Source organism: Saccharopolyspora sp. ID03-671 (genome assembly GCF_045278815.1).
GTDB lineage: Bacteria > Actinomycetota > Actinomycetes > Mycobacteriales > Pseudonocardiaceae > Saccharopolyspora > Saccharopolyspora ipomoeae.
This window is the reverse complement of sequence record NZ_CP134054.1, coordinates 6,449,846-6,462,993: the sequence shown is the minus strand read 5'-3', so window position 1 is coordinate 6,462,993 and position 13,148 is coordinate 6,449,846. Positions and strand designations below refer to the sequence as shown.

11 protein-coding genes are annotated in these 13,148 nt (G+C 69.9%); 3 read left to right on the top strand and 8 right to left on the bottom strand.

Features of this window, described 5'->3' with window-relative positions:
- Window positions 1-6 precede the first annotated feature (6 nt).
- Both REH65_RS30000 and REH65_RS29995 read left to right on the top strand, forming a co-directional pair.
- Window positions 7-738, top strand: a complete 732-nt coding sequence (locus tag REH65_RS30000; RefSeq protein WP_406690107.1) for an IclR family transcriptional regulator — start codon at window positions 7-9, stop codon at window positions 736-738.
- Window positions 739-775: 37 nt separating this feature from the next.
- A complete protein-coding gene (locus REH65_RS29995; protein ID WP_406690106.1) occupies window positions 776-1,504 on the top strand; it encodes a FadR/GntR family transcriptional regulator in 729 nt (242 codons plus the stop codon).
- On the opposite strand, the gene REH65_RS29990 is transcribed toward REH65_RS29995, so the two are convergent.
- From REH65_RS29990 to REH65_RS29980, 3 genes are read right to left on the bottom strand one after another with little or no spacing between them, the layout of a single operon-like run.
- On the bottom strand, window positions 1,459-2,685 hold the full coding sequence (locus REH65_RS29990) for an amidase (RefSeq protein ID WP_406690105.1): 1,227 nt from the start codon (window positions 2,683-2,685) through the stop codon (window positions 1,459-1,461). The genes REH65_RS29995 and REH65_RS29990 overlap by 46 nt on opposite strands.
- Before the next feature lie 53 nt (window positions 2,686-2,738).
- Window positions 2,739-4,556, bottom strand: a complete 1,818-nt coding sequence (locus tag REH65_RS29985; RefSeq protein ID WP_406690104.1) for a hydantoinase B/oxoprolinase family protein — start codon at window positions 4,554-4,556, stop codon at window positions 2,739-2,741.
- Entirely contained in the window at window positions 4,553-6,712 is a 2,160-nt protein-coding gene (locus tag REH65_RS29980; protein ID WP_406690103.1) for a hydantoinase/oxoprolinase family protein, read from the bottom strand. The genes REH65_RS29985 and REH65_RS29980 overlap by 4 nt, the downstream gene beginning before the upstream one ends.
- Window positions 6,713-7,633: 921 nt before the next feature.
- On the opposite strand from REH65_RS29980, the gene REH65_RS29975 reads away from it, so the two are divergent.
- On the top strand, window positions 7,634-8,044 hold the full coding sequence (locus REH65_RS29975; RefSeq protein WP_406690102.1) for a hypothetical protein: 411 nt from the start codon (window positions 7,634-7,636) through the stop codon (window positions 8,042-8,044).
- A gap of 166 nt (window positions 8,045-8,210) precedes the next feature.
- Here the strand turns inward: REH65_RS29975 and REH65_RS29970 are convergent, their stop codons facing one another.
- From REH65_RS29970 to REH65_RS29950, 5 genes are all read right to left on the bottom strand, one after another.
- Window positions 8,211-8,858 carry a GPR1/FUN34/YaaH family transporter gene (locus REH65_RS29970; protein ID WP_406690101.1) on the bottom strand — a complete coding sequence of 216 codons (648 nt, stop codon included), beginning with the start codon at window positions 8,856-8,858 and terminating at the stop codon, window positions 8,211-8,213.
- 51 nt (window positions 8,859-8,909) lie between these two features.
- Window positions 8,910-9,887, bottom strand: a complete 978-nt coding sequence (locus tag REH65_RS29965) for a class I fructose-bisphosphate aldolase (RefSeq protein WP_281456767.1) — start codon at window positions 9,885-9,887, stop codon at window positions 8,910-8,912.
- A gap of 489 nt (window positions 9,888-10,376) precedes the next feature.
- Complete coding sequence (locus REH65_RS29960; protein ID WP_281456766.1) at window positions 10,377-10,787, bottom strand: LytTR family DNA-binding domain-containing protein; 411 nt, start codon at window positions 10,785-10,787, stop codon at window positions 10,377-10,379.
- A gap of 54 nt (window positions 10,788-10,841) precedes the next feature.
- Window positions 10,842-12,530: a PQQ-dependent dehydrogenase, methanol/ethanol family gene (locus REH65_RS29955; RefSeq protein ID WP_281456765.1), complete on the bottom strand. Its 1,689-nt coding sequence runs from the start codon at window positions 12,528-12,530 to the stop codon at window positions 10,842-10,844.
- 13 nt (window positions 12,531-12,543) lie between these two features.
- Complete coding sequence (locus REH65_RS29950; protein ID WP_281456764.1) at window positions 12,544-13,005, bottom strand: MSMEG_3727 family PQQ-associated protein; 462 nt, start codon at window positions 13,003-13,005, stop codon at window positions 12,544-12,546.
- Window positions 13,006-13,148 lie beyond the last annotated feature (143 nt).

Sequence of the window (13,148 nt, the reverse complement as noted above, 5' to 3'; positions counted from 1 at the left end):
AACGCAGTGCCACCTTCCGAGACCGGAGCGGCCAAGGCGCACCGGACCGTTTCGCGGATCACCACGATCCTCGAACTCGCCGCCGCGCACGGAACCGGGGTGCGGCTGTCCGAACTGGCCGCCGCGCTGGACGCACCGCGCTCCTCGGTGCACGGGCTGGTCAAGGGGCTGGTCGCCACGGGCTACCTGCGCGAGGACGACGGCGCCTACATCATCGGCCCGGCGATCAACTCGCTGCTCGCCGCGGCACCGCCCACCGTCGCGGGCCCCGCGCGCACGGCGATGGAGCAGCTGCACGACCGCTTCGACGAGACCGTCATGCTCGCGTCGCTGGTCGGCGACTCGGTGGTCTACACCGACACCATCGAATCCACCCAGCCCATCCGCTACTCGGCCCCGCTCTCCACGCGCCGCCCGCTGCACCCGACCAGCTCCGGCAAGTGCTTCCTGGCCTTCAGCTCAGCGCAGTTCCGCGAGAACCACCTCGCCGACCTACCACGACGCGAGGAGATCCGCCGCGAGCTGGCCGAGATCGCCGAGAACGGCGTGGCGATCAACCGCGGCGAGACGTTGCCCGACATCTGCGGTGTCGGCGCCCCGATCTTCGACAGCGGGCGCGTCGTCGCGGTCATCGCGGTGGCGGGCCCGACCACCCGCGTCGGCCCGCTGCTCACCGAGGTCGCCGACGCCACCAGGTCCTCCGCCCGGGAAGTCTCCGCCCGCCTCACCGGCCGTTGAGCTCGGCGGCGGGCACCGGCTTGGTTAGCCTGGGGGCGTGAAGGGTGAGGGTGCGGACGAGTCTGTGAAGCTGCCGGCGTACGCGGTGGTGGCCGACCGGATACGGCGTCGGATCCTGTCCGGCGACCTGCCGCCCGGGGCGCGGTTGCCGAACGAGGCCGAGCTGATGCAGGAGTCCGGGTTCAGCCGCAGCACGATCCGCGAGGCGACGCGCATCCTCGCCAGCGAGCACCTGGTGCGCACCACGCGCGGACCGGGCGGGGGCACGTTCGTGCTGCGGCCCGACCTGGGACGGTTGACCACGCAGGTGGAGAACAGCGTGGCGCTGATGACGGTGGCCGAGATGGTCACCGTCGACCAGCTGATGGACGTGCGGCTGCTCACCGAGGTCCACGCGGCCGGGACCGCCGCGCACCAGCGCAGCGCCGAGCAGCTGGCCGCCATGCGGACCGCGCTGCAGCCGCGCACCAGCCCGACCTATGAGGCCGACCAGGACTTCCACATGCAGATCCTGGCCGCCGCGGGCAACCCCATGCTGGAGCTGGCGTGCGCGCCGGTGTTCCGGGTGCTGCACGACCGGTTCTCCAGCGAGCACGCCTCCGACGACTTCTGGAGCGCCTCGCACGCCGACCACGAACGCATCCTGGCCGCCATCGAGCGCGGTGACTCGATGACGGCCATGACGGAGATGCGCAGGCACCTGGACCGGTTGAACGACACCTACAAGGAGATGGGGCTGCTGCGCGGGGCGTCCGAAGAGGACTGACCGACGCGGACCGGCGGGCGCCGCCGGTGCCAGTCGGTGGCGCGCTGGTAGTCGCGCCCGACCGCGAACAGCGCCGCCTCGTCGGCGTGCGCGGCGGTGAGCTGCGCGCCGATCGGCATGCCCGAGCCGGGGTGGAACCCCACCGGCAGCGACAGCGTCGGCCCGGTGTGCAGCGACCACGGGTAGGACAGCTGTCCGAGCCTGCGGGACTCGGCGATGACCGACTCGTCGCCGTCGATGAACGGCACGTCCACCGGCATCGTCGGCGTCACCACCACCTCGACCTCCTCGAACACGCGGCGCAGGTCCTTGCGGAAGTCGTCGCGGGCTTGGGCGGCGGCGCGCATCGCCCGCTCCCCGATGTCCAGGCCGAGGCGGATGCGCTCCAGGGTCGCCGGTTGGAAGTCGGCGGGCGCGGTGCGCAACCGGTCCCGGTGGATCTCGGCGAGCTCGGGGTACAGCAGCGTGTAGACGTGGTCCTGCGCCTGCTCGGCGTGCGGGATCTCGACCTCGCGAACCTCGTAGCCCTGCCCGCGCAGCTCGTCGACCAGCCCGGACACCGCCGCGGCGATCGCCGGGTCGACGTCGTCGGTGACGAACCGCGACGGCACGCCGATCGCGCTCGGGCGGGCGCGCGGGCGCTGCGGCTGGTGGGTGAGGACGTCGAAGGCCCGCGCCACCAGGTCCACGTCGCGGGCGATCGGCCCGACCGCGTCGAACTCCGCGCTCACCGGGTACACGCCGACGGTGTCGACCAGACCGGGGCTGGGCCTCAGCCCGCACACCCCGCACGCCGACGCGGGCAGCCGGACCGAGCCGCCGGTGTCGGTGCCCAGCGCCAGGTCGACCAGCCCGGCGGCCACGGCCGCGCCCGAACCTCCGCTGGACCCGGCCGGGACGCGGCGGAGGTCCCACGGGTTGCGCGGACCTCCCGCCGCCGAGTTCTGCGAGGTCACCCCCACGGCGAACTCCGCGAGGTTGAGGGTGGCGACGACCCGCGCACCCGCGTCCTCCAGGGCGCGCACGACGGTGGCGTCGTGCGCGGCGACGTTGTCGCGCAGGAACTTCGACGCGCACGTCGAGCGGACCCCGGCGACCTCGATGTTGTCCTTGATGCCGACCGTCAGCCCCGCCAGCGGCCCCTCGGCGGCGGGCGTCCGGTCGCCGACCCAGCTGATCACGGTGTTGAGCCGGTCGTCGACCGCCGCCTGCTCCGCCGAGGGAGCCCCGGCGTTCAGGACGCCACCCCCGCGCGCAGCGCCGCGGTCGCCGCGTCGTCGACCGTCCAGGTGTCGGTGTCGACCACGACGCCGTAGTCGCGGGCGGCCTCCTCGGCGGTGAGGTACTCGTCCCACACGTCCGAGAGCACCGCGAACGGGTCCCGCTCGAAGGGTTCGCCGAACCCGCCGCCGGAGGGGAGCTTGATCTCCAGCGTCTCCCCAGCGCGGACGACCTCCTGGGTGACCTTCGAGAACAGCACCTCCTCGCGGTCGGTCCCGGCGTTGCGCACGAACGAGCCGGACACGCCGTCGGCACCGCCGAGCGCACCGGCGGGTGCGTCGCTGCGGTTGTCGGCCTCCGAGCCCAGGAACGTGTCGGTCTGCATCAGCCAGGTCCGCACGCTGCCGATGCCGCCGCGCCACTTGCCGGGAGCGGGTGGTTCGTCGCGGAGCTCGTAGCGCAGCGCCCGCATCGCGTGGTTGAGCTCCAGCTCCTCGATGGGGTTGTTGCGGGTGTTGGCCATGAGCGAGTCGACGGCGTCCATGCCGTCCTTGCCGTTGCGGCCGCCGTAGGAGCCCTCGTTGATCTCGATGTAGACCCAGTAGGACCGGCCGTCCGGCGCGAGCCCCGAGTAGGCGATCGCGCAGAGCGCAGCGGAGGAACCGGCCACGGCGTGGTCGGGCAGCACCGGCGCCAGCGCCAGGTTGATCGCGTCGAAGACCCGGTTCACCTGGGAGAAGCGGGCGAAGCACGACGCCGGGAAGTTCGGGTTGAAGATGGTGCCCTCGGGCGCGTACGCCTTCACCGGCCGGAAGCAGCCGTCGTTCTGCGGCACGTACTCCTCGGTGACGGCCTCGTCGAGCAGGATCGTGCGGATGGCGCTCACGGCCACCGGCAGCACCGAACCCTCGAACGGCACGTTGAACGCGGTCGGCACCTGGTCGTTGGAGCCGGTGAGGTCGACGAGCACGTCCTCGCCGTCGATCTGCACGCGCACCTGGACCTTCAGCGGCACGCCCCGGTTCTTGCCGTCGTCGTCGAGGTAGCCGATGGGCGCTTCGTAGCTGCCGTCGGGGATCTCGCGGACGCGGGCGCGCAGCATCTGCTCGGAGTAGTCCATCCACCGCTCGGCGGCGCTCATGACGGTGTCGAGGCCGAACTTCTCCAGCAGTTCCAGGAACCGCTTCTCCCCGATGCGCGCGCAGGCGATGAGCGCTTCGAGGTCGCCGCTGTTCTGCTCGGGCGTGCGCACGTTGTCGAGGATGTGCTGGATGAGCATGTCGTTGCGCGTGCCGGCGTCGTAGATCTTCATCGAGTCCATCAGCTTGCCCTCGGCCCAGACGTCGACGACGTCCATGCACAGGCCGGGGAAGTTGCCGCCGATGTCGGAGACGTGCCCGGTGCACCCGGCGAAGCCGACGTGCTCGCCCTCCCAGAAGATCGGGATGACGATGCCGTAGTCCGGCGAGTGCGCGGCCCCGTGGTACGGGTGGTTGTGCAGGATGACGTCCCCGGGCCGGTAGGTCCCGGCGAGCCTGCGGTTGATGCCGCGGATGTAGGCGGGGATCGAACCGCAGTGCATCGGCGTGGAATCCGATTCGCACAGCTCGCGGCCGTTGACGTCGAAGATCCCGGCGCCGAGGTCCTCGGATTCGCGGATCAGGCTGGAGTAGGCCATCCGGTAGAGGACCTGGGCCATCTCCTTGGCCATCGAGTCGAGGGCGCCGCCGATGACCCGCAGCGTGATCGGGTCCACCTCGACGTCGTCCCAGGTGCGGGTGGCGGCACCGGCGAGCGAAACACCGCTGGTGGGCATGGGTTTCGTGGTCATGCGGCTGCCCTTTCGATGATGATGTGGCCGACGCGGTCGACGGTGGCGCGCTGGCCGGGCCCGACGATGGTGGTGGAGTCGAACTGCTCCACGATGGCCGGTCCGGCGAAGGTGTTGCCCGCCAGCAGGTCCTCGCGGCGGTAGACGGGGGTGTCGTGCCAGTCCGGTTCGGTGGAGCCGGGTTCCCAGAACAGCGCGCGCGTCGTGGTCTTCACCGCGTGCGCGGCGTCGGTGCCGCCCCGGGCGATCTCGCCGATGCGCACGTGGGAGACCGCGCCCACGCCGGTGACGCGGATGTTGATGAGCTGCACGGGTTTGTCGTCGAAGCGCTGCGAGTAGGTGCGGCCGTGGATCTCGTGGAACGCCTCGGCGGTCTTCGCCACCCACTCGGCGTCGATCTCCCCGTCCGGTGCCGGGACGCGCAGCTCGTAGCCCTGCCCGAGGTAGCGGCAGTCGGCGGTGCGCTCCAGGGTGATGTCGGCGTCGGCGACGCCGTCGGCGCGCAGCTGGGCTCGGGCCTCGTCGCCGAGCCGCTTCATCTCGTGCCGGATGAGCTCGATGTCGGGGTCGCTGGACGAGGTCCACACGGTGGTGGGCAGTTCGGTGCGGATGTCGGTGGTGAGCAGCCCGACGGCGGAGGTGATGCCGGGGTGCCGGGGCACGACGACGCGCGGGATGCCGAGCTGCTCGGCGATCTGCCAGGCGAACAGCGGTCCGGCGCCGCCCTCCGCGACCAGCGAGAACTCGCGCGGGTCGTAGCCCTTGCGCACCGAGTGCAGGCCGATGGCCTCGGTCATGGAGTGCGCGAGGATCGTGAAGATGCCCATCGCGGCCTTGTCCAGGCCGGTGCCGAGCTTGTCGGCGACGTGCTCGCGGATCGCCGATTCCGCCAGCGCGGGCACCACTTCCATCGATCCGGACAGGAAGCTGTCCTCCCGCAGCCAGCCCATCACGACCATCGCGTCGGTGGAGGTGGGCTCGGTGCCGCCCCGGTTGTAGCAGGCGGGCCCGGGCACCGCTCCGGCGCTGCGCGGGCCGACGCGGAACATGCCGCCCTCGTCCACGGCGGCGATGGAGCCGCCACCGGCGCCGATGGTGTCGACCTCGGCCATCGGGACCATCGCGTGGTAGTCGCCGATGCGGGTGTCGAGCAGGTGCTTCATCCGCAGCCGGCCGTCGGGCGCCACGCCGATGTCGGCGGACGTGCCGCCCACGTCGAGGGTGATGACGCTCGGGAATCCCGAGGCCCGCCCGATCGCGCAGCCGCCGAGCAGCCCGGCGACCACGCCGCTGGCCAGCAGCGACACCGGCTTGTCCTGGGCGCTGCGGGAGGTCACCAGACCTCCGGCGGAGGTCATCAGGTGCACGTCGTCGCCGACCTGCCCGTCGCGCGCGGCGTCGGCGAGGTGGGCGATGTAGCTGGAGGTCTTGGGTCCGACGAAGGCGTTGAGCGCGGTGGTGGAGAACCGCTCGTACTCGCGGTACTGGGGCGCGACCTCGCTGGAGAGCGAGACGAAGGCCTCCGGGAACTCCTCGGTGATGATCTCCTTGACGCGGCGCTCGTGCGCGGGGTTGCGGTAGGCGTGCAGGAACGCGACCGCGATCGCCTCGACGCGACGTTCCCGCAGCAGCCGCACCTCGCGGCGCACGGCGTCCTCGTCGAGCGGGGTGAGGACCTGACCTGCGGCGTCGATGCGCTCGGGCACGACGCGGCGGTTGCGGCGCGGCACCAGCTGCCACTTCTGCCAGGGCAGGTCCTGGTAGTTGGAGTAGTTCAGCGGCCGCTTCTTGCGCGCGATGTGCAGCAGGTCGCGGAAGCCGTCGGTGGTGATCATCCCGACGTCGCTGCCGTTGTGCTCCAGCACGATGTTGGTGGCCACGGTCGTGCCGTGGAAGAACATCTCGATCTCGGCCGGGTCGATGCCGGCCCGCTCGGCCAGCACGCCGATGCCGTCCATGGTGCCGATCGACGGGTCGTGGTTGGTCGACGGCGTCTTGTGCACCGTCACGCTCCCGTCGTCGTCCCACAGGACGAGGTCGGTGAAGGTACCGCCGACGTCCACTCCGATGCGCTTCATAGGTGTCCCGATCTGTTGCCTGGCGAAGGGGGCGCCACCGTCGACGAGCAGCGCGGCCCACATCGTGGCCCACAACACACCCCGAAGGCAATACCTCTGATGTTTAACCCGCATGAACCCGCGTTACACCTGGACACCACAAGATCAGACCACCACAACCACCAAAAAAGCAGATCTATACGACCACCACGCCCCCACCACCCCTCAACCCAAACCCGCAGCACGCCCCCTCCAGCCGACCCCCACACGTTCACCCGGTCGAAAACCCCGGTTTTCACACGATGAAAACCGGGGTTTTCGACACCAGCCGGAACCGAGGTACCGGAGATGACCGGAATACGGCCGCACTCCGCCACCCGAATACGGCCGTGATCCGGGTCCCGAATACGGGCGTGATCCGGGTCCCGAATACGGGCGTAATCCGGGGTGGGGCGGCGTGGTCCTTCGGTAACCGGGGCGCAGTGGGGTGGTCGTCGAGGCTGTGGTCGGATCGGGGATGACGGCCACGTCACCGACGACCGGAACGAGGACCTCGACCGTCTTTGCGCGGGGCGACTCCGCCCGCACCCACATGCCCTGTGGCCGAGGTCGGCGGCTGTGGGCCGAAACCGCCACCGAGGCGGCTGCTTCGAAGGCCACGGACAGTGGCGGAAGATCGTACCAATGAGCGTTGTTCCATTCGGAGAACGCGAAACATCGTCACCCGTTACCGCTTTCGTCGACGGCGAAGCGGAATTGCGCATTCCGAATGAGAAACGAGGGGCGCGGAGGCTCGAAAAATCACCCCAATGCTCCAGTAACGGGCCACCCGATCGGGTCCTGCGGGGGGCGTCACCCGTGGCGACGGGGATTCGCTGCGGTATCGGTGGTGGGGAGCCCCGGGCACGGTCGTGCGGTTCAACCCGATCCGCGCGGTCCAGCAGGCTCCGGACCGGTGCCGTCCACCCCACCTCGACGCGGTGCCGGAACGGGGATCCCCGTTTCCCGAAAGGATTCCACTTGCTCCAGGATCCTGACCAGTGGCTGCGGCGCGGCATCCACTGGCACGCCTACGTCGAGGTCTCCAGCGACGACCCGTTCGAGACCGTCACCACTCGCGACGATCGCCTGGCCCAGCTGCCCGAGTCCGTGCTGCTGTCACCCGGCGACGTGTGCGACTGGATCGCCACCATGACCCACGAGCACGCCCGGCACGACCTCGTCACCCTCCTCGAATCCACCGATTCCGACGGCGGGACCCGGGCGCGGGTCGGCGACGACCGGCACGTCGCGCGCGACCGGCACGAGAACCTCGAACAGCTCGTCCGCGGCAGCTCGGTCTACACCCAGTTCCGCCGCTGCCACGACCGGATGCGCCTGTGGGCCGAGGCCGTCACCGGCGAGGACTGCTGGGAGACCCACGGGAGGTGACCGCACGACCCGATCGCGACCCGAGCCGAGCCCGGGCGTGTCGGGCCGAGCGTCGAAGACCCCGGTTTTCGCGGGGACGAAAACCGGGGTCTTCCGCTCCCCCACAGGGCGTGGATGTGGGGGGAAGCGCGGAGGCGGTGGGTTGGGGCCGCCTCCGCGCTCCTGTTCACTGGCCCCGCAGGGGGCGGCCCAGTGGCAGCCCTCGGCCGCCCGTGGCCAGTGACAACACGTGCAGGAACATGTACGCGCCCAGGGTGGCGAAGGTGAAGACCACGTACCCGCCGATGGTCTTCAGCTGCGCCGAGTCCTGGGCCGTGGCCAGCAGCACCAGCCCCAACGCCGCCGCGATCAGCGCGAACAGCAGCGTGTAGGCGCTGGGCAGGCGCAACGTCCCCGCCGTCAGCAGTGCCACGACGATGAACCACGACGTCAGGAACAACACCTGCGTGGCGGTGGCGCTGTCCTCAGGCACCCCGAACCAGCCGTGGGTCAGGCCCAGCACGAGGAACCCGTAGCTGAGCCAGAACCCGGCGAAGGTCCCGAAGATCGACGCGACGGCGCTCTGGCCGATCGCCGCCGCCCACAGGGCCGCCACCAGCTGGCCGAGACCGGTGGCGGCGAGGATGATCGCCACCGGCGCTCCGACCGCCTCCGCGGGGACGAAGCCGACGAGGGTCATGCCCAAGGCGATCGAGCCCACCACGAACGTGGGGACGCCGATCAGCGCGGGGTCGCCCGCGAGCGGCCCCGTCGCCTCCTCGGGCTCTCGGTGGGCAGGTCTTTCACGGTCCGTTGCAGTGTCCGATGTGGTCACAATCCGCTCCTTTGCGGTTCCGGTGCACCTTGTCGCCGCGGTCCGGGTTGCTCAGCGCGCCGCGGCGTTCGCGACGGCGCGCACCGACAGCGCCTGCTGGGCGTCGGCCCACTTGGCGCTGTCACCCCGCCACGTCTCCAGAGCGGGCCCGACCAGGGCGCGCCCGAAGGAGTAGGTGAGCTCCCAGGGGAGGTCACCGCAGTTCTGCATGGCCCCCAGGTGCCGGGTGGCGAGCTCGGGGCTCTGGCCACCGGAGAGGAACGCGATGCCCGGCACCTCGGCCGGAACCGTGTCGCGCAGCGTGTCCACGGTGGTCTGGGCGACCAGGTCGACGCCGGGCTGCTCGGGGCAGTTCTTGCCTGCGACGACCATGTTGGGCTTGAGCACCATGCCGTCGAGCCGCACCTTCATCAGGTCGAGCTCGTCGAACAGCACCCGCAGCACCGCGCGGGTCACCTGCTGGCACTGGGCCAACGAGTGCGAGCCGTCCATGAGGACCTCCGGCTCGACGATCGGGACCAGCCCGCCCTCCTGGCACAGCCCCGCGTAGCGGGCGAGCGCGTGCACGTTGGCGCGCACCGCGCGCTCGGTGGGGATGCCGTCGCCGATGGTGATCACGGCGCGCCACTTGGCGAAGGTCGAGCCCAGGCTCACGTACTCGGCAACGCGCTCGCGCAGCCCGTCGAGGCCCTCGGTCACCTTCTCGTCCGGGGAGCCGGCCAGCGGCTTGGCACCGGTGTCGACCTTGATTCCCGCCAGCATGCCCATGTCCTGGAGGGCCTGCGGGAAGGTGCGGCCGTCGGAGAGCTTCTGGCGCGTGGTGTCATCGGCCAGGATGACGCCGCTGATCGAGTCGACCAGCTGGGGCGTGGTGACGATCAGCTCGCGGTACACGCGGCGGTTCTCGTCGGAGGCCGCCACACCGACGCTCTCCAGACGCGACGACATCGTCCCGATGCTCTCGTCGGCGGCGAGGATTCCGCGCCGGTTGGAGACCATTTCGCGCGCGATTTCGTTCAAGGTGGCCATGTCTCGTTACGCCTCCCAGCGTGAGGCACTACCAGTGCCGGGTTGAGATTCTTCGACTGCGCGAGGGTGACCGCGCGGAGGTTCTGCCGTCCTTGCTCGTACCTGCGGTTTCGAGCCGCCGCGAGGACGCGTATCGGATTCCCAGGCTGCCCCGAACCCATTGGTGCGTCAACGATTTCGGCACGAACCGGGACGGCCGGCGCACGAACGGTTCTCACGCGAGCGCAAACGGGGGGAACGCACGTGGAGGGCTCGAAACCCATTGCGTCGCCCAAACAGTACGCGTATTCTTTGGCCATCAGGAAAATGCACGTGCTTTTCACTCCCGCTCGGACTCCGGATCCGCACCGCGGTGAGCGCACGGAAGCGGGGACGGGAACGCGAAAAAGCCGCACCCGCCCCGAGACCCACCCCCAGCGCAGGGGAGCGCCTGGAGCCTCGGAACAGGTGCGGCGACGTGCAGGTGCAGGCCGAAGACGACCGAAAGCGCTACAGACCCAGTGCTTCGGTGACGAACTTGGCCCGCCGGCGGGACACCGGAACGATCCACCCGTAGTTCTCGACGGTGAGTTCCAGCTCCCCACCGTCCTTGCGCGACACTTCGCGAACGCGGTTGAGGTTCACCAGATAACTGCGGTGAACCCGCACGAATCCGCAGGACGCGTACTTGTCATCGATCTTGTCTATCCCATCGGTGGCGCACCGGAATCGTCCGAGGTCGGTCCTCAGCCACACAGCCCTCCCGACGGCTTCGGCCACGATGACCTCGGCGATGTCGAACAGGACCTGGCGGTCCCCCTTGATCCCGACAACGCGTCGTTGTTCACCCAACGCATCCTCCCGTTGCTGTGGTCTCGCGGAAGCGGGTGCGAGCTGAGTCCGGCCGGGCGGTGCGTCCACACGCACACCGCCCGGCCGGAGCCTCCCTGCTTCACTCCGTCTTGCTGATCCCGATCAGTCCGGCAGCGCGAACACGATCAGGGCGGAGCCGTGGCCGGCGCCGAGCATGCCGGGGATGATGCCCTCGAGCCATCCGCCCCAGCCGACCGGCACGGCGACGTACTGCTTGCCGTCGACCGAGTAGGTCATCGGGCTGCCGTGGTGGCCGCTGCCGCACTGGAACTTCCACAGCTCCTCGCCCGTCTGGGCGTTGAGCGCGATGAACTCGCCCGCCGGGGTACCGGCGAACACGAGGTCACCGGCGGTGGCCAGCACCGACGAGGCCATCGGGTGCGGGTTGCGCCAGCGCCACTTCTCGACGCCGTGGGAGTCGAACGCGCTGACCGACCCGGCCATGTTGTCGATGTCCACCTGGACGGCCGCGCCCCAGTAGGGCTGACCTTCCTTGAACTCACGACGACGACGGGTGGCGGTGGCGCCCACGTCCGCGACCGGCACGTAGAACAGGTCGCGGTTCGGGTTGTACGCCGCGTGCGTCCACTCCTTCGCGCCCGCCGGGCCCGGGTAGAAGTGAACCGGCTCGCCTTCCTTGTCCGGGTACTTCCGCGGGGTCACCTTGCCGTCGCGGGTGATGGTGCCCCAGTCGATCCGGTCGACGAACGGCGTGACGTGCTGCAGCTCGCCGTTGGTGCGGTCGAGGACGAAGAAGTAGCCGTTCTTGTCGAAGTGACCGAGGAGCTTCTTCCCGTCCCGCTCGAAGAGGGTCATCTCCATCGTCGAGTCGTAGTCCCACAGGTCGTGCGGGGTGAACTGGTAGTGCCACACGATCTTGCCGGTGTCCACGTTCACCGCGACGACGCTGTCGGTGTAGAGGTTGTCGCCGGGGCGCACCTCACCGTCGAAGTCGGGGGCCGGGTTGCCGGTTCCCGCGTAGTACAGGTTGGTGTCCGGGTCGTAGGTGCCGGTCACCCAGTGGTTGGCACCGCCGCGGGCCCAGGCGTTGGCCTCGGCGTCGCCCCAGGTCTCCGAACCGGGCTCGCCCGGCTTCGGGACCGTGTAGCAGCGCCAGCGCTGCTCGCCGGTCTCCAGGTCCCAGCAGTCGATGTGACCGCGGACGCCGAACTCGCCGCCGGCGCTGCCGGTGATGAGGGTGTCCTTGACGACCAGCGGCGCGAGCGAGGCGCTCTCACCGGCGCGGACGTCGCCGATGGTCTTCTCCCAGACCTTCTTGCCCGTGGTGGCGTCGAGCGCCAGCAGGTGGGCGTTGGGGGTCACGAAGTAGACCTTGCCGTTGGCCACGGCGCAGCCGCGGTTGACGTTGCCGCAGCACAGCGAGACGTCGAACGGGACCGCGTGCTTGTAGCGCCACAGCTGCTCACCGGTCTTGGCGTCCAGCGCCCAGAACCAGCCGTCCCACCCGGTCACGTACATGACGCCGTCGACGACCAGCGGGCAGGTCTCGAACGCGTAGGTCGAGGCGCCGGCGATCTGGCCGGAGGTGCCGGCCTGGAAGATCCAGGCGGGGCCGAGGCGCTTGACGTTCTCGGTGTTGATCTGGTCCAGCAGGCTGAAGCGCTTGCCGTCGTAGTCGCCGTAGTAGGTGATCCAGTTGTGCGACTCGGAGCGCGCGTTGAGGATGCGGTCGTAGTCGATGTTGTCCGTGACCGCCGGGGCGGTGCCGGACACGGCGCTCAGCGCACCGTGATCGATCGCCTCACCTGCGTCAACGTACTCGATGGTCATCTGTTCGTTCCTTTCACCGGCGCGGCTGGTCGGGGCGGTCGAGACGGGCTTCCGGCGGGACCTCGCCGAGCACGACGATGGCGGCGGTCAGGCCGCGGCCCTCGTCGTTGCCGCCGGGCGAGCTGTACCAGTAGTAGCCGGGACCATCCAGGTCGAGCGTCGCCCTGCCCTTGGAGTGGTTCAGCAGCCACAGGAACTTCTTGTCGCCGTTGCTGGGCAGCAGGCACGCGTGGGTGTTCTTGTCATCGTTGATGACCGTCAGCTCGACCTTGCCGCCGTGGGGCAGCACGAGGATCGCCGGGTCCCAGGCGATCTCGTCCTCGTTGATCCGGATGGTCGCTTCCATCGTGCCGTCGGGGCGTTCGGTCGCCCGCTCGATGTTGCCGGTACCGAGCACGCGGCCGATCGCCGCGGTGTTCTGTGCGTCCAAGCCCAGTTCGCTCAGAAGGTCGTCGCGTTCCTGAGTCGATGTCATCGGACCTCACCTCCTATTTCGAGTCCACATCCGGATCACTCGCGCACGGGTGTGCCCCGGCCTTTCCGAGGGGATTCGCAGAAAGGCGCTGCGCGCGTTGGATCGGTTTCCTCCCCACAGGCGGTGCAACGGCGTTTCCGACC

What these genes read in the sequence shown, in the direction of transcription:
- REH65_RS29985 (WP_406690104.1), bottom strand. Translation starts at nt 4,556, where the DNA reads ATGACCACGAAACCCATGCCCACCAGCGGTGTTTCGCTCGCCGGTGCC.
- REH65_RS29950 (WP_281456764.1), bottom strand. Translation starts at nt 13,005, where the DNA reads ATGACATCGACTCAGGAACGCGACGACCTTCTGAGCGAACTGGGCTTG.
- REH65_RS29965 (WP_281456767.1), bottom strand. Translation starts at nt 9,887, where the DNA reads ATGGCCACCTTGAACGAAATCGCGCGCGAAATGGTCTCCAACCGGCGC.
- REH65_RS29955 (WP_281456765.1), bottom strand. Translation starts at nt 12,530, where the DNA reads ATGACCATCGAGTACGTTGACGCAGGTGAGGCGATCGATCACGGTGCG.